12 protein-coding genes are annotated in these 20,308 nt (G+C 65.5%); all 12 read left to right on the forward strand.

Annotated features, from left to right (window positions below; translation table 11 throughout):
• The first annotated feature begins 3 nt into the window (after positions 1 to 3).
• The 12 genes from CAG29_RS15580 to CAG29_RS15635 all read left to right on the forward strand — a co-directional run bounded on the left by CAG29_RS15580 (position 4) and on the right by CAG29_RS15635 (position 20,095).
• Positions 4 to 1,410 (forward strand): FAD-binding oxidoreductase, encoded by a 1,407-nt coding sequence (locus tag CAG29_RS15580; RefSeq protein WP_085694739.1) that lies wholly within the window; start codon positions 4 to 6, stop codon positions 1,408 to 1,410.
• Positions 1,411 to 1,442: 32 nt separating this feature from the next.
• Positions 1,443 to 1,787 carry a cupin domain-containing protein gene (locus CAG29_RS15585; RefSeq protein WP_085583147.1) on the forward strand — a complete coding sequence of 115 codons (345 nt, stop codon included), beginning with the start codon at positions 1,443 to 1,445 and terminating at the stop codon, positions 1,785 to 1,787.
• Between the two features lie 66 nt (positions 1,788 to 1,853).
• Positions 1,854 to 2,939 carry a polyamine ABC transporter substrate-binding protein gene (locus CAG29_RS15590; RefSeq protein ID WP_085632482.1) on the forward strand — a complete coding sequence of 362 codons (1,086 nt, stop codon included), beginning with the start codon at positions 1,854 to 1,856 and terminating at the stop codon, positions 2,937 to 2,939.
• A gap of 443 nt (positions 2,940 to 3,382) precedes the next feature.
• Positions 3,383 to 4,846, forward strand: coding sequence for a serralysin family metalloprotease (locus tag CAG29_RS15595; protein ID WP_085656802.1), 1,464 nt, complete (start codon positions 3,383 to 3,385; stop codon positions 4,844 to 4,846).
• Between the two features lie 93 nt (positions 4,847 to 4,939).
• On the forward strand, positions 4,940 to 5,368 hold the full coding sequence (locus tag CAG29_RS15600) for an AprI/Inh family metalloprotease inhibitor (RefSeq protein WP_170930051.1): 429 nt from the start codon (positions 4,940 to 4,942) through the stop codon (positions 5,366 to 5,368).
• A 204-nt stretch (positions 5,369 to 5,572) separates the two neighbouring features.
• On the forward strand, positions 5,573 to 7,348 hold the full coding sequence (locus CAG29_RS15605; RefSeq protein ID WP_085583139.1) for a type I secretion system permease/ATPase: 1,776 nt from the start codon (positions 5,573 to 5,575) through the stop codon (positions 7,346 to 7,348).
• Positions 7,345 to 8,694 (forward strand): HlyD family type I secretion periplasmic adaptor subunit, encoded by a 1,350-nt coding sequence (locus CAG29_RS15610; RefSeq protein ID WP_085583137.1) that lies wholly within the window; start codon positions 7,345 to 7,347, stop codon positions 8,692 to 8,694. The genes CAG29_RS15605 and CAG29_RS15610 overlap by 4 nt, the downstream gene beginning before the upstream one ends.
• A gap of 14 nt (positions 8,695 to 8,708) precedes the next feature.
• A complete protein-coding gene (locus CAG29_RS15615; RefSeq protein WP_256575549.1) occupies positions 8,709 to 10,067 on the forward strand; it encodes a TolC family outer membrane protein in 1,359 nt (452 codons plus the stop codon).
• 73 nt (positions 10,068 to 10,140) lie between these two features.
• Positions 10,141 to 13,092: an autotransporter serine protease gene (locus tag CAG29_RS15620; RefSeq protein ID WP_085694740.1), complete on the forward strand. Its 2,952-nt coding sequence runs from the start codon at positions 10,141 to 10,143 to the stop codon at positions 13,090 to 13,092.
• Between the two features lie 139 nt (positions 13,093 to 13,231).
• A complete protein-coding gene (locus CAG29_RS15625) occupies positions 13,232 to 16,318 on the forward strand; it encodes an autotransporter serine protease (RefSeq protein WP_085694741.1) in 3,087 nt (1,028 codons plus the stop codon).
• Positions 16,319 to 16,351: 33 nt separating this feature from the next.
• Entirely contained in the window at positions 16,352 to 18,040 is a 1,689-nt protein-coding gene (locus CAG29_RS15630) for a polyurethanase (RefSeq protein WP_085583129.1), read from the forward strand.
• A gap of 201 nt (positions 18,041 to 18,241) precedes the next feature.
• Positions 18,242 to 20,095 (forward strand): polyurethanase, encoded by a 1,854-nt coding sequence (locus CAG29_RS15635; protein WP_085583127.1) that lies wholly within the window; start codon positions 18,242 to 18,244, stop codon positions 20,093 to 20,095.
• Positions 20,096 to 20,308 lie beyond the last annotated feature (213 nt).

The following is a 20,308-nucleotide window of genomic DNA, read 5'->3' on the forward strand; positions in this document are numbered from 1 at the left end:
TGCATGCCGGCGTGGCGCAACATCAGTTTATGGATGGACCAGCTCGACGAGCCGCTGACCGCGCGGCCGGCGCTGGAGCAGGACCTGGACGTCGACGTGGCGATCATCGGCGCCGGCTACACAGGGCTGTGGACGGCGTACTACCTCAAGCGGCTGGCGCCGGGCCTGGACATCGCCATCGTCGAGGCGCAGACCGCCGGGTTCGGCGCGTCCGGGCGCAACGGCGGCTGGCTGATGGGCAACCTGCTGGGCGAGGATCGCTTGCTGGCCGGGCTGTCTCCCCAAGAGCGCCGGGCGTCCTACGACCTGCTGCACAGCATTCCCGACGAAGTGGAAGTCGTTCTTGAGCGCGAAGGCATCGACTGCGATTACCGCAAGGGCGGTGTGCTGTACTGCGCCGCGCGTTACCCGGAACAGGTGGCGAGCCTGCGCCAGTACCTCGACAAGCTGCACGCCCAGGGCCTGAGCGACAACGACTACCGCTGGCTCGGCCCCGAGCAGTTGGCGCAGCAGCTGCGGATCGCCAAGCCGTACGGCGCGATCTTCGCCCCCCACGTGGCGACCCTTCACCCGGCCAAACTGGTGCGCGGCCTGGCCCGCGCCGTCCAGCGCATGGGCGTGAAGATCTACGAAAACAGTCCGGTCACCCATTGGCAGGCCGGCAGCCTGCGCACCGACAAGGCCAGCGTGCGCAGCCGCTGGATCGTGCCGGCCGTCGAGGGCTATTCGGTGACGCTGCCGCCGCTGGGCCGCTATCAGTTGCCGGTGCAAAGCCTGATCGTCGCCACCGAACCGCTGTCGGCGGCGGTCTGGGACGAGATCGGCCTCAATGGCGGCCAGGCGTTCAGCGAGTTCAGCCGCCAGGTCACGTACGGCCAGCGCAGCGCCGACAACCGCCTGATCTTCGGGGCCCGGGGCGGCTACCGGTTCGCCGGCAGGCTGCGGCACGACTTCGACCTGACCCGCGATGAAGTGCAGCTGCGTCGCTATCTGTTCGGCGAGCTGTTCCCGCAACTGAAAAACGTGCAGATCACCCATGGCTGGGGCGGCAACCTCGGCATGTCCCGGCACTTCAAGCCGCACATGCTCTGCGATCGCGCCAACGGCATCGCCTTGTCCGGCGGCTACGGCGGCGAGGGCGTCGGCGCCAGCAACCTGGGCGGGCGCACCTTGGCCGACCTGATCCTGGAGCGCGACAGCGAGCTGGTGCGCCAGCCCTGGGTGCTGCCGGACGGCGGGATCCACGCGCTGCGCGCCTGGGAGCCGGAGCCGTGCCGGTGGCTGGGCTACAACGCGATCATCAAGAGCTTCGTCCATGAAGACCAGACCCTGGCCAACCCGGCGACCGCGCCCTGGCGGCGCAAGCTGGCCACCCGGGTGGCGGGCTTCATGGAAGGTTTCATGCACTGAACCCCAGCCTCAATCCCAAGACAGGTAGCCCCATGAGCATCACCCAATTCAAAAACACCGCCACGATGCCGCTGGATGAATCCAACCCGGTGGCCGTTCCCCTCGGCACGCCGGTGGCGGTCGCCTCGACCACCAGCGTCGAGCGCGACGACGGCGTCGAAACCGGCGTCTGGGCGTGCACGCCCGGCCGCTGGCGCCGGCAGATCACTGCCCAGGAGTTCTGCCATTTCATTTCCGGCCGCTGCACCTTCACCCCCGACGGCGGCGGCGAAACCCTGCACATCCAAGGCGGCGACGCCTTGATGCTGCCGGCGAACACGCTCGGCGTCTGGGACATCCAGGAGACTGTGCGCAAGACCTATGTCCTGATTTTCTGACTTTCCGATCTTTGATTGCCTGCCCGCTTCACGACAAAAAAGACAACAGCACCCACAGGTATCCCCATGATCCAGAAAACCCTCTCACTGGCGCCGCTGCTGCTGGTCGCCTCGCTCAGCCACGCGGCCGACACGGTCAAGGTCTACAACTGGTCCGACTACATTGCGCCGGACACCGCGAAGAACTTCGAGAAGGACACGGGCCTGGGCGTCACCTACGACGTCTACGACAGCAACGAAACCCTCGACGGCAAGCTGATGACCGGCAAGTCCGGCTACGACGTGGTGTTTCCCTCCAACCATTTCATGGCGCGGCAGATCCAGGGCGGGGCGCTGAAGAAGCTCGACAAGAGCCGGCTGCCGAACTGGAAGAACCTCAACCCGGTGCTGCTCAAGGCGCTGCAGACCAACGATCCGGGCAACGAACACGGCTTCCCGTACCTGTGGGGCAGCACCGGCATCGGCTATAACGTGGCCAAGGTCAAGGCTGTGCTGGGCGAGGGTGCGCCGCTGGATTCCTGGGACCTGATCTTCAAGCCCGAGTACATGCAGAAGCTGCAGAAGTGCGGGGTGGCGATCCTCGACAACGGCCCGGAACTGCTGCCGGCGGCGCTCAACTACCTGGGCTTGCCGCACCACAGCAAGAACCCCGAGGACTACAAGAAGGCCGAAGCGCTGCTGATGAAGGTGCGGCCTTATGTCAGCTACTTCCATTCCTCCAAGTACACCAGCGACCTGGCCAACGGCGACATCTGCGTGGCGGTGGGCTTCTCCGGCGACATCCTGCAGGCTGAAAACCGCGCCAAAGAGGCGAAGAACGGCGTCGAGATCGGCTATTCGATCCCCAAGGAGGGCGCCGCCATCTGGTTCGACATGGTCGCGATGCCGGCCGACGCGCCTGACGAGAAGGCCGGCTACGCGTTCATGAACTACCTGCTGCGCCCGGACGTGATGGCCGGCATCAGCAACTACGTGCACTACGCCAACGGCAACGAACAGGCTGACGGTCTGATCGACCCGGCCATCAAGGGCGACACCAAGGTCTATCCGAGCCCCGAGATGATGGGCAAGCTGTTCGCGCTGGAGGCGATGCCCCTCAACATCGACCGGATCCGTACCCGCGTCTGGAACAAGATCCGCACCGGCAGCTGATCAATCCCCCCCCAAAAAAACGTAGGAGCGAGCCTGCTCGCGATGCGTGGATCCCTCGGCAGTCACGTTGAAGGATGCGCATCGCGGGCAGGCTCGCTCCTACTGTCGTTCAGGTGCCGGCCTACGCCCGGTTGCACTAATAAAGTGCAGGAAAGTGAGACGCCTTCGGCAAAAAACAATTAACCCCTATTTAATATTTAAATAAGAAATCGTCAGACAATTCGGCAAATTCACCAAAGTTCAAACAATTGTCCAACAGCACATGCTTTGTTTACGGGAGCTTTGCGGAAAAGTTCGTTTTGAGTTCGAAAAAACGCTAGACGTTCGATTTCAAATTGTGTCAGGTTGCGAATGCCTTCATTGGGCGAGTGATAGGACAATCTCGCCAGAGGTTGTCGCTATCTGACAAAAACTGTTCCATTGCTAAACAAGGAAGTGTGTTTATGTCGAAAGTAAAAGCTAACGCTATTGATACGGCCGAACAGGCATTCCAGCTGTCGGCGGCAAACCCCCTGGCGGCGTCCAGCACCGCCTGGAACCAGATCAATAGCTTCAGCCATCAGTACGATCGTGGCGGCAACCTCACGGTCAATGGCAAACCCTCCTATTCCGTCGACCAGGCCGCCGATTACATCCTGCGCGACGGGGCTGCCTACAAAGACTTGGACGGCAGCGGCAAGATCGAACTCACCTACACGTTCCTGACCTCGGCATCGTCCACCACGATGTACAAGCACGGGATCAGCGGGTTCAGTCAGTTCAGCGCCCAACAGAAAGCCCAGGCCGTGCTCGCCATGCAATCCTGGGCCGACGTGGCCAACGTCACCTTCACCGAGAAAGCCTCGGGCGGTGATGGCCACATGACCTTCGGCAACTACAGCGGCGGCCAGGACGGCGCGGCGGCGTTCGCCTATCTGCCGGGCACCGGCGCCGGCTACGACGGCACTTCGTGGTACTTGATCAACAGCGGCTACCAGCAGAACAAGAACCCGGACCTGAACAACTACGGCCGTCAGACCCTGACCCACGAGATCGGTCACACCCTGGGCCTGGCCCACCCCGGCGACTACAACGCCGGCAACGGCAACCCGACCTACAATGACGCCCACTACGGTCAAGACACCCGTGGCTACAGCGTCATGAGCTACTGGAGCGAAAGCAACACCAGCCAGAACTTCAGCAAGGGTGGGGTGGAAGCCTATTCGTCCGGTCCGCTGATGGATGACATCGCAGCGATCCAGAAGCTGTACGGCGCCAACATGACTACCCGTACCGGCGACACCACCTACGGCTTCAACTCCAACGCCGGGCGCGATTTCCTCAGCGCCACGTCGTCGGCCGACAAGCTGGTGTTCTCGGTGTGGGACGCAGGCGGCAAGGACACCTTCGACTTCTCGGGCTTCACCCAGAACCAGAAGATCAACCTCAATGAAGCGTCGTTCTCCGACGTGGGCGGCCTGGTGGGCAACGTGTCCATCGCCAAGGGCGTCACCATCGAGAACGCCATCGGCGGTTCGGGCAACGACCTGCTGATCGGCAACAGTGTGTCCAACGAGCTCAAGGGCGGTGCCGGCAACGACATCCTCTACGGAGCCGGCGGCGCCGACAAGCTGTGGGGCGGGGCAGGTGCGGACATCTTCGTGTTCGGCGCCAGCACCGACTCCAAGCCGGGCGCGGCCGACCAGATCCTGGACTTCACCTCGGGCCTGGACAAGATCGACCTGACCGGCATCACCAAAGGCGCCGGCCTGCACTTCGTCAGCGCCTTCACCGGTGCGGCGGGTGACGCGATCCTGACCACCTCGGGCGGCAACAGCACCCTGCAAGTGGACTTCTCCGGGCACGGCGTAGCGGACTTCCTGGTCAGCACCGTCGGCGTCGCGGCTGTCACCGACATCGCAGCGTGATGTGAAGCGGGAAAGCGGCGCACGGTGCGCCGCTTTCTTCACTTGCATCGCCTCGCCCTGTGGGCAAGGCTACACGCCGGAGCGAAATGTCCCATGACCCGTAGCGCAATTTCCCGCAAGGCAGTGGCTTGGCTGTTGCCGACGCTGATGATGATTTCTGGAGAGACACCCATGGCAAGCAGCCTCAGACTCGAAGAACCTTCGACGTTCGCCGGCCCGTGGCAGGCGACCTTGAGCGACCGCAGCGACGCGCCGGATGCCCAGGCCCTGCAAGACAAGCCGTCGAACACCTGCGTCATCGAGCTTGAGCCGGACCAAACCCTGGGCAAAGGCGCCGACTGCCTGAGCGCCTGGCTGCAGGACAGCGCCATCGGCTGGTTTCCCGACCCCGACGGCCTGTCGATCACCGGCAAGGAAGGCTCAAGAATCCAGTTCTTCAGCCGACAACGTGATGGGCTTTATCTGAGCACTTTGAAGTCGGGCCTGGTGATCACGCTGGTGCGCGCCGCAGCGCAACCGTGACGGCCGTCCGAACGAACAGTTTGAATATAAATGACCTCGATGCAGTTATAAGCATTGCCTTGATAGCGACAACGCCGGTTAAACATCGCGAAAGTTGTTATTGAAGTGTAAGCGGACACTTGCAGAGTATCTCCCGGGCCATGCACGGGTTGTTTAATAAAGACTCGCCAAAGAATGGCGGGGAATATCATTCGGGAATTATCAATGAAGATGGCGAAGGCCCCAGCCACCGCACCGTTATTCAAGGCACTGGGTGACTACAAGGGCATTCTGATCAGCGTCGGTTGCTTTACCGCACTGATCAACGTGCTGATGCTGGTGCCCTCCATATATATGCTGCAGGTCTACGACCGGGTGCTGTCTTCGCAAAACGAAACCACCCTGGCGATGCTGTCGCTGATGGTGGTCGGTTTCTTCGCCTTCATCGGCCTGCTGGAGGTGGTGCGCAGCTTCATCGTGATCCGCATCGGCAGCCAGCTGGAGCGCCGCTTCAACCTGCGGGTCTACCAGGCCGCGTTCGAGCGCAACCTGTTCAAGGGTGAAGGCAACGCCGGCCAGTCGCTGAACGACCTGACCCATATCCGCCAATTCGTCACGGGGCCGGCGCTGTTCGCGTTCTTCGATGCGCCGTGGTTCCCGGTCTATCTGTTTGTGATCTACCTGTTCAATGTCTGGCTGGGCGTGCTCGCCACCGCCGGTGCGGTGCTGCTGATCGCCCTGGCGTGCCTGAACGAATACATGACCAAGAAGCCGTTGGGCGAGGCCTCCGGGTTTTCGCAGAAGTCCAGCCAACTGGCCACCAGCCATCTGCACAACGCCGAAACCATCCAGGCCATGGGCATGCTCGGCGCGCTGCGCAAGCGTTGGTTCCAGGTGCATTCGCGGTTCCTCGGCCTGCAGAACCAGGCCAGCGACACCGGCGCGGTCATCTCGTCCCTGAGCAAGACCCTGCGCCTGTGCCTGCAATCGCTGGTGCTGGGGCTGGGCGCCTTGCTGGTGATCAAGGGCGACATGACCGCCGGGATGATGATCGCCGGATCGATCCTGATGGGCCGGGTGCTGAGCCCGATCGATCAGTTGATCGCCGTGTGGAAACAGTGGAGCGGGGCGAAGCTGGCGTACCGTCGCCTGGACTCGCTGCTGCAGGCGTTCCCGCCCAGCGACGACAATATGGCGCTGCCGGCGCCCAAGGGCCAGATCAGTTTCGAACAGGTCAGCGCCGGCCCGCCGGGCCAGCGGATGCCTACCTTGCACATGGTCAACTTCAGCCTCGCGGCCGGTGAAGTGCTGGGCGTGCTGGGGGCTTCGGGCTCCGGCAAATCGACCCTGGCGCGGGTGCTGGTCGGCGTCTGGCCGGCCCTGGGCGGCACCGTGCGCCTGGACGGCGCCGACATCCACCGCTGGAACCGCGACCAGCTCGGCCCGTACATCGGCTACCTGCCCCAGGACATCGAGCTGTTCAGCGGCACCGTGGCCGAAAACATCGCCCGCTTCAGCGACGCCGACCCGCAGAAGGTCGTGGCCGCCGCCCAGCAGGCCGGCGTGCACGAGATGATCCTGCGCCTGCCCAAAGGCTACGACACCCCGCTGGGCGAGGACGGCAGCGGCCTGTCCGGCGGCCAGAAGCAGCGCGTGGCCCTGGCCCGCGCCATGTACGGCACCCCGAGCCTGGTGGTGCTGGACGAGCCGAACTCCAACCTCGACACCGTCGGCGAGGCCGCGCTGGCCAGCGCCATCGCCCAGCTCAAGGCCCAGGGCACCAGCGTGATTCTGGTCACCCACCGTTCTTCGGTGCTGGCCCAGGCCGACAAGCTGCTGGTGCTCAACGACGGGCGCCTGCAGGCGTTCGGCCCGAGCCAGGACGTGCTGCGGGCGCTGTCCGGCAATCAGGAACAACCACGTGAGAAGACTGCGCAGGCACCGGCCGGGCTCAGCATGAGCCGGCAGTATCAGCCGACGACAAGGAATTCGGGTGTATGAGCAGTGCAAGCATGAACACAACCAACGAAGCGTCGCTGGAAAACGACTACACCCGCGAGCGTCCGGAGCGCGACGCGAAGTTCTTCGCCCGGATGGGCTGGATCCTCGCGCTGGCCGGCGCCGGCAGTTTCTTCACCTGGGCGGCCCTGGCGCCGCTGGACCAAGGCATTCCCGTGCAGGGCACTGTGGTGGTGTCGGGCAAGCGCAAGGCCGTGCAGTCGATGAGCGCCGGGGTGGTCAGCCGCATCCTGGTGCGTGAAGGCCAAAGCGTGAAGCAGGGCCAGCCGCTGTTCCGCCTCGACCAGACCCAGGTCGCCGCCGACGTGCAGTCGCTCCAGGCCCAGTACCGCATGGCGTGGGCCAGCCTGGCGCGCTGGCAGGCCGAGCGCGACAACCTCAAGCAGGTGACGTTCCCGGCCGAACTGAGCAACGATCCGGATCCGCGCCTGGCGCTGGTGCTCGAAGGCCAGCGTCAGCTGTTCAGCAGCCGACGCGAGGCGTATTCCCGCGAGCAGGCCGCGCTGCGCGCCAGCATCGAAGGCGCCAGTGCGCAACTGGCCGGCATGCGCCGCGCCCGCACGGACCTCAACGCCCAGGCCGATTCGCTCCAACAGCAGTTGAGCAACCTGCAACCGCTGGCGGACAACGGCTACATCCCGCGCAACCGCGTACTCGAATACCAGCGTCAGCTGTCGCAAGTGCAGCAGCAACTGGCGGAGAACACCGGCGAAAGCGGGCGGGTGGAGCAGGGCATCCTCGAATCGCGCCTGAAACTGCAGCAGCACGGCGAGGAATACCAGAAAGAAGTGCGCAGCCAACTGGCCGACGCCCAGCTCAAGAGCGTCACCCTGTCCGAGCAGTTGACCTCCGCCGGCTTCGATTTGCAGCACAGCGAGATCCTGGCCACCTCCGACGGCGTGGCGGTCAACCTCGGCGTGCACACCGAAGGCGCCGTGGTGCGCCAGGGCGAGACCTTGCTTGAGATCGTTCCGCAAGGCACCAGCCTGGAAGTGGAAGGCCACCTGCCGATCAACCTGATCGACAAGGTCGGCACCCACTTGCCGGTGGACATCCTGTTCACCGCGTTCAACCAGAGCAAGACCCCACGGGTGCCGGGCGAGGTCAGCCTGATTTCCGCCGACCAGATGGTCGACGAGAAGACCGGCGCGCCCTATTACGTGATTCGCAGCAGCGTCAGCGACCAGGCCATGGAGAAACTCAACGGTCTGGTGATCAAGCCCGGCATGCCGGCGGAAATGTTCGTGCGCACCGGCGAGCGTTCACTCCTCAACTACCTGTTCAAACCGCTGCTCGATCGGGCCGGCTCCGCGTTGACCGAAGAATAAGGATGTTCGGCTGTATGAATAAGCTTTCCATGCTGGCGGCAGCGTTCGCGCTGCTCGCAGGCAACAGTGCGGTGGCGGCCGTGGGGCCGTTCGAGATCTACGAACAAGCGTTGCGCAACGACCCGGTGTTCCTCGGCGCGATCAAGGAGCGCGACGCCGGCCTTGAGAACCGCGCCATCGGCCGCGCGGGGCTGTTGCCCAAGCTCGGCTACACCTACAACAAGGGCCACAACGACTCCAAGGCCACTCAGCTCAACAGTCGCGGCAACATCACCGAAGACCGTAAGTACAACAGCTACGGCTCCAGCCTGACCCTGCAACAGCCGCTGCTTGACTACGAGGCCTACGCCGCCTACCGCAAGGGCGTGGCGCAGTCTCTGTTCGCCGACGAAAACTTTCGCGGCAAGAGCCAGGAGCTGTTGGTGCGGGTGCTGGACAACTACACCAAGGCCCTGTTCGCCCAGGATCAGATCGACATCGCGCAGGCCAAGAAAAAGGCCTACGAGCAGCAGTTCCAGCAGAACGAGCATCTGTTCAAGTCAGGCGAGGGCACCCGCACCGACATCCTGGAAGCTGAATCGCGCTACGAGCTGGCCACCGCCGAAGAGATCGAGGCGCGCGACGAACAGGACGCGGCGCTGCGGGAGCTCGGCGCCCTGACCGGCGTGCCGGCCATCGACATCGGCGACCTGGCGCCGCTGGACCAGAACTTCCAGACGTTCACCCTGCAACCGGCCAACTACGACACCTGGCACGAGCTGGCGATCAGCAACAACCCGAACCTGGCCTCACAGCGCCAGGCCGTGGAAGTCGCACGCTACGAAGTGGAGCGCAACCGCGCCGGGCACCTGCCCAAGGTCAGCGCCTACGCGTCGATGCGCCAGAACGAATCGGAAAGCGGCAACACCTACAACCAGCGCTACGAGACCAACACCATCGGTTTTGAAGTGAGCGTGCCGCTGTACGCCGGCGGCGGGGTCTCGGCCTCGACCCGTCAGGCCAGCCGCAACATGGAGCGGGCCGAATACGAACTGGACGGCAAGACCCGCGAAACCCTGATCGAGCTGCGCCGCCAGTTCAGCGCCTGTCTGTCCGGCGTGAGCAAGCTGCGCGCCTATCAGAAGGCGCTGGCGTCGGCCGAAGCGCTGGTGGTGTCGACCAAGCAGAGCATTCTCGGCGGCGAACGCACCAACCTGGACGCGCTGAACGCCGAACAACAACTGTTTACCACCCGCCGCGACCTGGCGCAGGCACGCTACGACTACCTGATGGCCTGGACCAAGCTGCACTACTACGCAGGCACCTTGAGCGAGCAGGATCTGGCCCGGGTGGACGAAGCCTTCGGACAAGGTCCCAAAGGCCGGATGAATTGACGGCGGCCTTCACCATAGGGGTAGGTGAAGGGATTGCAGCACTAAAACAACAATAGAAAAACGAGTGGTGAACATGGACGTACACTTCAAGCCGGCAGCGGTCGGCACCCTGTTGCTCGCGATTTCCGTGGCGCAGGCCCAGGCGCAGTACCTCGAAACCGGCAAGGCCGGCGATCCGGCCAGTTGGCGCAGCGCCGAGTTCCTGCGCGACTGGGGCCTGGGCCGCATGCAGGCCGACCAGGCGTATGCCGCCGGCATCACCGGCAAAGGCGTGAAGATCGGCGCCCTGGATTCGGGTTTCGATGCGCCCCATCCCGAGTTCTCCACGGACCGTTACCGCCCGGTGCTGGCCAACGGCAGCTACCTGGACGGCTCGCCGTTCAGCGTCAACGGCACACTCAACCCCAACAACGATTCCCACGGCACCCACGTGGTCGGCACCATGGGCGCGGCCCGGGACGGCAACGGCATGCACGGGGTGGCGTACAACGCGCAGATCTACGTCGGCAACACCAACAAGAACGACAGTTTCCTGTTCGGCCCCAATCCCGACCCGCGCTACTTCAAGGCGGCGTACGACGCCCTGGCCGATGCCGGCGTGCGGGCGATCAACAACAGCTGGGGCAGCCAGCCGCCGGACGTCAGCTACCGCACCCTGGCCGACCTGCACGCGGCCTACGCCCAGCACTGGAACAAAGGCACTTGGCTCGATGCCGCCGCCGACGTGTCGCGGCGCGGTGTGATCAACGTGTTCAGCGCCGGCAACAGCGGTTACCCGAACGCCAGCGTGCGTTCGGCGCTGCCGTACTTCCAGCCGGACCTGGAAGGCCACTGGCTGGCGGTCTCGGGGCTGGACCAAGGCAACCAGCAAAAGTACAACCAGTGCGGCATCGCCAAGTACTGGTGCATCACCACGCCGGGGGCGAAGATCGACAGCACCATTCCCGACGGCGGCTACGCGGTCAAGTCCGGCACCTCGATGGCCGCGCCCCATGCCACGGGGGCGCTGGCGCTGGTGATGGAACGCTACCCGTACATGACCAACCGCCAGGCGCTGGAGGTGCTGCTGACCACCGCCACGCAACTGGACGGCTCGGTCACCGAGGCGCCGACCACCCAGGTCGGCTGGGGCGTGGCGGACCTCGCCCGGGCGATGCGCGGGCCGGGCCAGTTGCTCGGGGCCTTCGACGCGAACCTAGCGGCAGGGCAGCGGGACGTGTGGAGCAACGACCTCTCCGACAAGGCGCTGATCCAGCGTCAGAACGAAGACCTCGCCGAACGCGCCGCCTGGCAGCAGACCCTGCAGACCCGCGGCTGGCAGAACGGCCTGCCGGCGGGCAGCAGCCAGCAGGACCAGACCGACTACGCGGTCGGCAGCCTTCGCGATGCCGCCGCGGCAGGCCGGGTGTATGAAGGCAGCCTGACCAAAAGCGGCGCAGGGCAACTGGTGCTCAGCGGCAACAACAGCTATCGCGGCGCGACCACGGTCAACGGCGGCCTGCTGACGGTCAACGGTTCGCTGACATCGGCGGTCACCGTCAACGACGGCGGCAGCCTCGGCGGTTCCGGACGGATCGGCGCATTGACCGCCAACCGGGGCGGGCGGGTGGCGCCGGGCAACTCCATCGGCACCTTGAACGTGGCCGGCGACGTGACCTTCGCACCCGGCTCGACCTATGCGGTGGAACTGTCGCCGACCGCCAGCGACCGCATCGTCGCCGGCGGCACAGCCTCGGTGAGCGGCGCCACCGTCAGCCTGTCGCTGGAGAACAGCCCGACGCTGCTCAGCACCGTCGAAGCGAAGAGCCTGCTGGGCCGTTCCTACGACATCCTGCAAGCGGCGGGCGGCATCCAGGGGCAGTTCGCGGCGGTGGTGCCGGACTACCTGTTCATCGGCGGCAACCTGAGCTACGCCGGCAACGGCATTCAGCTCGATGTGCAGCGCAACGCGACGTCCTTCGCCAGTGTCGGGCAAACCCCCAACCAGCGTGCCGTGGCCGGCGCCGCAGAAGCGCTGGGGGCGGGCAACGCCGTCTACGAAAGCCTGTTGCTGTCGGCGACGGCGGCTTCGGCGCAGCAGGCGTTCCAGCAACTGAGCGGGGAAATCCATGCGGCCCTGGGCTCGATGCTGATCAACGACAGCCGTCAGCTGCGCGATGCCGTCGGCGAGCGGCTGCGCGACCCGCAGGCTGCGCAAGGCAACGGCTGGGTCAAGGCCCTGGGCGCCTGGGGCACCACGGACTCGACGCACGACACCGCCGGCTACAGCACCTCGCTCGGCGGCCTGCTGGCGGGCGTCGACGGGGCCTTGGACGAGCAGACCCGCATCGGCCTGGTCACCGGCTACAGTGACAGCTCGTTGAGCATGGGCTCCGGCACGCACGCGTCGGCCAAGGTCGACAGCTATCACTTGGGCGTCTACGCCGGCCGCGAGATCGAGGCCTGGCGCCTGAGCGCGGGGGCCGCCTACAGCTGGCACCGCGCCGACGTAAAGCGCGATCTGCAGTACGGCGACCTCAGCGCCAAGCAAAAGGCCAAGGTCGATGCCGCCACCACACAGGTGTTCGGCGAAGCGGCGTACCGGCTGGACGTGCAGCCGTTGGCGCTGGAACCGTTCGCCCACCTGGCCTGGGTGCATCTGGACAGCGACGGGTTCAAAGAGAAGGGCGACGCCGCCGCGCTCAAGGGCGGCGATGACCGCCGCGACGCGGTGCTCGGCACCCTCGGCGTGCGGGCGGGCAAGACGTTCGCCCTGCCGGCCGGCCAGGCCCTGGACGTCAGCGGCAAGCTCGGCTGGCAGCACAGCCTCAGCGACATCGAGTCGGAACGGCACCTGCGTTTCGCCAGCGGCACTGCGCCGTACACGGTCGAGAGTTCGCCGCTGGTGCGCGACGCCGCCGTGGTGGGCGTGCAGGCCAGCCTGGCGCTGAGTCGCGATGTGCGGGTGAACCTGGATTACGCCGGCCAGTTGGCCAGCCGCGAGAAGAGCCATGGGGTGGGCCTGAGCCTGAACTGGCAGTTTTGAAGGTGGGGAGGGGGCTGCGGCCGCGCCTCTTTGACGGCGGCCATGCCGTCGGGCGGGCGCCAGATCCCTCGCCACAGGGTGTTCCTCGATGCGTTGAGGAAAAAGGATTTTGTGCAACATCACTAAGGAAGGTCGCTGGATGAAAAACAACAACACCCCCGCGCAATCGGGTGGACGCTTTCGCCTGAAAACCCTCAACGGCGCGCTGCTCTGCGCGCTCGCCATCTGGGGCAACGCCCAGGCGGCGCCCTACGTGGAGAACGGCCGGGCCGGGGACCCGGCCAGCTGGCGCAGCGCCGAGTTCCAGGCCGACTGGGGCCTGGGCGCCATCGGCGCGGACTATGCCTACGCCGCCGGGTACTCCGGCAAAGGCGTGAAACTGGGGATCTTCGACCAGCCGGTGTACGCCGCGCACCCGGAGTTCTCCGGCGCGAACAAGGTCGTCACCCTGGTGACCCGCGGCATCCGCGAGTACACCGACCCCTACATTCCGGTCAAGGCAGGCGATGCGTTTGTCTATGACGGCTCGCCTTCGGTGGGCTCCAACGGCAAGCTCGGCGCCCACGGCACCCACGTCGGCGGCATCGCCGCCGGCAGCCGCGACGGTGGGGTGATGCACGGCGTGGCGTTCGGCGCGCAGATCATCAGTGCCGACAACGGCGACCCGGGCCCGGAAGACGGGATCGTGCGCGGCAACGACGGCGCCGTGTACAAGGCCGGCTGGGATGCCCTGATCGCCAGCGGTGCGCGGATCATCAACAACAGCTGGGGGATCGGCATCACCGACCGTTTCGACCTCGGCGGCCGCGACCCGGCGTATCCGCACTTCACCGTCAACGACGCGCAACTGCAGTTCAACGAGATCCGCCAGCTGATGGGCACCAAGCCCGGCGGCGCCTACGACGGCGCCATCGCGGCGGCGCGCAGCGGGATCGTGACGATCTTCGCCGCCGGCAACGACTACAACCTGAACAACCCCGACGCCATCGCCGGCCTCGGTTACTTCGTGCCGGACATCGCGCCCAACTGGATGACCGTCGCGGCCTTGCAGAAGAACCCGGATCAGGGCAGCCCGATTCCGTACACCCTCAGCACCTTTTCCTCGCGCTGCGGCTACACCGCGAGCTTCTGCGTGTCGGCCCCCGGCACCCGGATCTACAGCTCGATCATCGAAGGCACCAACGCCGACAACCTGACCACCGGCTACGCCAACTACAACGGTACGTCGATGGCCGCGCCCCATGCCGCCGGCTCCGTGGCGGTGCTGATGGAGCGCTTCCCGTACATGACCGGCGCGGAAGTCGCCAGCGTGCTGCGCACCACCGCGACCGACCTGGGCGCACCGGGCATCGACGCCCTGTACGGCTGGGGCATGATCAACCTGCGCAAGGCCATCGACGGCCCGGCGATGTTCGTCACCGCCCAGGACATCCCGGCGGAGTTCCGCGTCGACGGCGCCTACGGCAACGGCCAGTTCGTCGCTGACCTGCCGGGCATCGGCGCGGTGCTGGACGCCGGCAAACCGACCCAGCGGCTGTGCACCGACATCACCTGCGGGCTCGATGTGTGGCGCAACGACATTTCCGGCCACGGCGGCTTGACCAAGCAAGGCCTCGGCACCCTGGTGCTGGCCGGCGCCAACACCTACGCAGGCCCGACCCTGGTGAACCAGGGACGCCTGGCGATCAACGGCTCGCTGACCTCGGCGGTCACCGTCAACGACAGCGGCATCCTGGGCGGCAACGGCCGGATCGGTGCCCTGAGCGTGAAACTTGGCGGCACCGTGGCGCCGGGCAACTCCATCGGCACCCTGAACGTGGTCGGTGACGTGACCTTCGAGCCGGGCTCGACCTACGCGGTGGAGGTCTCGCCCACCAGCAGCGACCAGATCGTCGCCAGCGGCAAGGCGATCATTGACGGCGCCACGGTCAGCCTGTCCCTGGAGAACAGCCCGACCCTGCTGACCAGCGCCCAGGTCAAATCCCTGCTCGGCACCCGCTACGACATCCTGCAGGCGGCCGGCGGCATCGAAGGGCGCTTCGGCCAGGTGTTGCCGAACTATGCGTTCCTCGGCGGCATCCTCGACTACTCGACCGGCGGGATCGGGCTGACCGTCGCGCGCAACGGCGCATCGTTCGCCAGCGTCGGCGCGACCCCGAACCAGCGTGCCGTCGGCGCCGCCGCCGAAGCCCTCGGTGCGGGCAACGCCCTGTACGAAACCCTGCTGCTGTCGGCCACCCCGGCGGACGCGCAACAGGCCTTCCAGCAACTGACCGGCGAGATCCACCCGGCCATCGGCACGCTGCTGATCAACGACAGCCGCCACCTGCGCGATGCTGTGGGCGAACGTCTGCGCGAACGTGACATGTTCGACGCCGGCGCCCCCACCGATGACCGCAGCAACGCCTGGTTCAAAGTGCTCGGCGCCTGGGGCAAGAGCGACGGCGGGCACGACTACGCCGACTCCACCAACTCCATCGGCGGGCTGCTGCTGGGTGTCGACGGTCTGGTCGCTGAAAATACCCGTCTGGGCTTCGTGACCGGTTACAGCGACAGCTCGCTGAGCATGGGCGAGGGCACGCACTCGTCGGCCAAGGTCGACAGCTACCACCTGGGCGCCTACCTGGGGCATCAGATGGACGCGTGGCGCCTGACCGTGGGCGGCGCGTACGGCTGGCACCGCATCGACGTCAAGCGTGACCTGGCGTTCGGCGACGTCAGCGGCAAGCAGAAGGTCAAGCGCGACGCCACCACCGCACAGCTGTTCACCGAAGCGGCCTACGACCTGGGCCTGAAACCGATGAACCTGGAGCCGTTCGTCAACCTGGCCTACGTGCACCTGAACAGCGACAGCTTCACCGAGAAGGGTGACGCGGCGGCGCTCAAGGGCGGCGAAGACAACCGCGACGCGGTGCTCTCGACCCTCGGCGTACGGGCCAAGCGCACGTTTGCCCTGACCGACAAGCAGCAACTGGAACTGGGCGCGAGCCTGGGCTGGCAGCACAACCTGAGCGGCGTGGACTCGAAGGAGCACCTGGCCTTCGCCAACGGCAACAGCGCGTTCACCGTGCAGAGCGTGTCGATGGACCGCGATGCCGCCGTGGTCGGCGTGCGCGCCGGGCTGGCGGTGGGCAGCGCCGCCCGTGTGAGCCTGGATTACAACGGACTGATCGGCGAGCGGGAAAAGGACCACGGCGTGGGCCTGACCCTCGACTGGGCATTCTGAGACGCTGTTTTTTGATGGAAGAGAGAGTGCGACATGGGAGTGTTTGACTATAAGAATGCCGACGGCAAAGCGTTGTACAGCGATGCCATCGCATTGACGCTGTATGCCTACACGCCGACCGGCAAACCGCTACCGGCCACCGGCTGGGCGCCGGTCACCGCCAAGGCGTTGGGGTATCAGGGCAAGGTCGGCGCGCAGGGCACGTTCTTCGGCGAGAAGGACGGGTTCACCAGCGCCGAGGCCGAGGTGCTCGGCAAGTACGACGCCGCCGGCAAGCTGATCGGCATCGGCGTGGCCTTCCGGGGCACCGGCGGGCTGGGCTACAGCGACACCTTCGGCGACATGAAGAACAACCTGCTGGCGGCGATCGGTCCGGTGGACTACGCGACCAACTACGCCAAGAACGCCTTCGACAACCTGCTCAAGGCGGTGGCGGCGTTCGCCGCCGCCAACGGCATCGCGGCCAAGGACGTGCTGTTCAGCGGCCACAGCCTGGGCGGGTTGGGCGTCAACAGCGTGGCCGAGCTGAGCGCAAGCAACTGGGGCGGGTTCTTCAAGGACGCGAACTACATTTCGTTCGCCTCGCCGACCCAGAGCAGCACCGGCAACAACGTGCTGAACATCGGGTTCGAGAATGACCCGGTGTTCCGGGTGCTGGACGGCACCACGTTCAGCAGCGCCTCGCTGGGCAAGCACGACGCGCCGCACGACTCGACCACCGACAACATCGTCAACTTCAACGACCAGTACGCGTCCACCGCGCAGAACCTGGTGCCGTTCAGCATCCTCAATCCGCTGAACTGGTCGGCCCACGGCTCGCTGGGGTACGCCGACGGCCTGAACCGGGTGATCGGCTCATCGTTCTACAACCTCACTGGCAAGGACTCGACCATCATCGTCTCCAACCTGGAAGAGGCCTCCCGGGGCAAGACCTGGGTGGAGGACCTGGGCCGCAGCGGCGAGCCGCACACCGGCAGCACGTTCATCATCGGCACCGACAGCAACGACTGGCTCAAGGGCGGGGCGGGCAACGACTTCCTGGAAGGCCGCGCCGGCGACGACCGCTTCCGTGACGACGGCGGGTTCAACATCCTGCTCGGCGGCCAGGGCCACAACACCTTCGAGCTGCAGAAGCCGCTGCAGAACTTCAGCTTCGCCAACGACGGCGACGGCACGCTGTATGTGCGCGACGCCTACGGCGGCATCAGCCTGACCCGCGACATCGGGGCGCTGGTGAGCAAGGAGTCGGGCTCGTGGTGGGGCAGCAAGGAAATCACCTGGACCGTCACCGCCAAAGGCCTGAGCAACGGCAGCGAACTGACCCAGTACAACCATTCGCTCAGCGGCGACGGCTACGGAAATGCGTTGCACGCCACCGCCGACGGCGACTGGCTGTTCGGCCTAGGCGGTGACGACCGGCTGATCAGCGACAAGGGTCATGTGACCTTCGTCGGCGGCGCCGGCAACGACGTGATGACGGCGATGGGAGGCAACAACACCTTCCTGTTCAGCGGCGCGTTCGGCTTCGACACGATCAACGGCTACCAGGGCGGCGACAAACTGGTGTTCATGGGCGTTCAGGGCGCGGGGCAGGGCTACGACTACAAGCAGCATGCGTCGCAGTCCGGTGGCGATACCGTGCTGAAGATTGGCGACTATGCCGTGACTCTTGTTGGGGTTGGAGTCGGTAATCTGTCGGATTCGAGTTTCGTGTTCGCGTAAAAGGCATGTGGGAGCGGGTTCGCCCGCTTCCGCAGGCAGCAACTCTGTGGGAGCCAGCCTGCTGGCGATGGCGGCTGCAAGGCCGCCGCACCTCCCGCATGAGCGCAGTGCAAAACGTAGTGAAATGCTCCGGGGCGTCCCCGTGGGGCGCCTTGGTTGTGGGCTATCTCTGACAATTCCAAAAAAAGAGAGGCAACAGCAATGGGTGTGTATGACTACAAGAACTTCAGTACGGCGGAATCCAAGGCGCTGTTCAGCGATGCCATGGCCATTACGCTGTATTCCTACCATAACCTCGACAACGGCTTCGCCGTGGGTTACCAGCAGAACGGCTTCGGCATCGGCCTGCCGCTGACGCTGATCAAGGCGTTGGTCGGCGGCACCGACTCGCAAGGGGTGATTCCCGGCATCCCCTGGAACCCGGATTCGGAAAAGGCCGCGCTCGACGCGGTGAAGAAGGCCGGCTGGACCCCCATCACCGCCTCGCAGCTGGGCTACGACGGCAAGACCGACGCCCGGGGAACCTTCTTCGGCGAAAAGGCCGGCTACACCAGCGCCCAGGTGGAGATCCTCGGCAAATACGACGCCCAGGGCCACCTCACGGAAATCGGCATCGCCTTCCGCGGCACCAGCGGTCCCCGTGAAATCCTCCTGCGCGACTCCATCGGCGACGTGATCAACGACCTGATGGCGGCGTTCGGGCCCAAGGACTACGCGAAGAACTACGTCGGCAATGCGTTCAACGATCTGCTCGCCGATGTGGTGGCGTTCGCCAAGGCCAACGGCTTGACCGGCAAAGACGTGCTGGTCAGCGGCCACAGCCTGGGCGGGCTGGCGGTCAACAGCCTGGCGGACTTGAGCGGCGACAAGTGGGGCGGGTTCTTCAAGGACTCCAACTACATCGCCTACGCCTCGCCGACCCAGAGCAGTACCGACAAGGTGCTCAACATCGGCTACGAGAACGACCCGGTGTTCCGCGCGCTGGACGGCTCGTCCTTCACCGGCGCCACCCTGGGCGTGCACGATGCGCCGAAGGAATCGGCCACCGACAACATCGTCAGCTTCAACGACCACTACGCCTCCACCGCGTGGAACCTGCTGCCGTACTCCATCGCCAACATCCCGACCTGGATCTCGCACCTGCCCACCGCCTACGGCGACGGCATGAACCGGATCATGGAGTCGAAGTTCTACGACCTGACCAGCAAGGACTCGACGATCATCGTCGCCAACCTGTCGGATCCGGCGCGGGCCAACACCTGGGTGCAGGACCTGAACCGCAACGCCGAAACCCACAAGGGCAGCACCTTCATCATCGGCAGCGACGGCAATGACCTGATCCAGGGCGGCAGCGGCAACGACTACCTGGAAGGCCGCGCCGGCAACGACACGTTCCGCGACAGCGGCGGCTACAACATCCTGCTCGGCGGCGCGGGCAACAACACCCTCGACCTGCAGCAGTCGGTGAGCAAGTTCACCTTCGCCAACGACGGCGCCGGCAACCTGTACGTGCGCGACGCCAACGGCGGCATCAGCATCACCCGCGACATCGGCAGCATCGTCACCAAGGAGCCGGGGTTCCTCTGGGGCCTGTTCAAGGACGACGTCACCCACACCGTGACCGCCGACGGCCTGAAGGTGGGCAACAACGTCACGCAATACGCGTCGAGCGTGAAGGGCGGCGCCGGCGCCGATACGCTCAAGGCGGGCGCCGGCGGCAGTTGGCTGTTCGGCCAGGACGGCAACGACCACCTGATCGGCGGGGCGGGCAACGACGTGTTCGTCGGCGGCACCGGCAACGACCTGATGGAGTCGGGGGGCGGGGCGGATACGTTCCTGTTCAACGGCGCGTTCGGCCAGGACCGGGTGGTGGGCTTCACCGGCAACGACAAGCTGGTGTTCCTCGGCGTGCAGGGCGTGCTGCCCAACGAGGACTTCCGCGCCCATGCCACCGCAGTCGGGCAGGACACCGTGCTGAAGTTCGGCGCCGATACGGTGACGCTGGTGGGGGTGTCGCTGAGCGGCCTCAGCGCTGACAGCATCGTCATCGCCTGACCGCCGCAAACCCCGTGGCGAGGGAGTTTGCTCCGGCAGGGACGCGCAGCCACCCCTCTTGCTGGGGACGGCTTTGCAGTCCAGCGGGAGCAAGCGCCTTCGCCACAATGCATACAGAAAGTGACCTGCTGGCCATTTCCTGACTCAAACCCCTGCACCAACAGGAACGCGGCACTAAATCCTGCGCATGCGCAGTCGTCATTTAGATGCCGC

Source organism: Pseudomonas sp. B7(2017), from assembly GCF_002112745.1.
Classification (GTDB): domain Bacteria; phylum Pseudomonadota; class Gammaproteobacteria; order Pseudomonadales; family Pseudomonadaceae; genus Aquipseudomonas; species Aquipseudomonas ekonensis.

Excerpts from the sequence above, each read along its gene's own strand:
- CAG29_RS15620 (WP_085694740.1), top strand. The coding sequence starts at position 10,141 with ATGGACGTACACTTCAAGCCGGCAGCGGTCGGCACCCTGTTGCTCGCG.
- CAG29_RS15605 (WP_085583139.1), top strand. The coding sequence starts at position 5,573 with ATGAAGATGGCGAAGGCCCCAGCCACCGCACCGTTATTCAAGGCACTG.
- CAG29_RS15580 (WP_085694739.1), top strand. The coding sequence starts at position 4 with ATGCCGGCGTGGCGCAACATCAGTTTATGGATGGACCAGCTCGACGAG.
- CAG29_RS15585 (WP_085583147.1), top strand. The coding sequence starts at position 1,443 with ATGAGCATCACCCAATTCAAAAACACCGCCACGATGCCGCTGGATGAA.
- CAG29_RS15635 (WP_085583127.1), top strand. The coding sequence starts at position 18,242 with ATGGGTGTGTATGACTACAAGAACTTCAGTACGGCGGAATCCAAGGCG.
- CAG29_RS15615 (WP_256575549.1), top strand. The coding sequence starts at position 8,709 with ATGAATAAGCTTTCCATGCTGGCGGCAGCGTTCGCGCTGCTCGCAGGC.
- CAG29_RS15630 (WP_085583129.1), top strand. The coding sequence starts at position 16,352 with ATGGGAGTGTTTGACTATAAGAATGCCGACGGCAAAGCGTTGTACAGC.
- CAG29_RS15600 (WP_170930051.1), top strand. The coding sequence starts at position 4,940 with ATGACCCGTAGCGCAATTTCCCGCAAGGCAGTGGCTTGGCTGTTGCCG.
- CAG29_RS15590 (WP_085632482.1), top strand. The coding sequence starts at position 1,854 with ATGATCCAGAAAACCCTCTCACTGGCGCCGCTGCTGCTGGTCGCCTCG.
- CAG29_RS15610 (WP_085583137.1), top strand. The coding sequence starts at position 7,345 with ATGAGCAGTGCAAGCATGAACACAACCAACGAAGCGTCGCTGGAAAAC.
- CAG29_RS15625 (WP_085694741.1), top strand. The coding sequence starts at position 13,232 with ATGAAAAACAACAACACCCCCGCGCAATCGGGTGGACGCTTTCGCCTG.
- CAG29_RS15595 (WP_085656802.1), top strand. The coding sequence starts at position 3,383 with ATGTCGAAAGTAAAAGCTAACGCTATTGATACGGCCGAACAGGCATTC.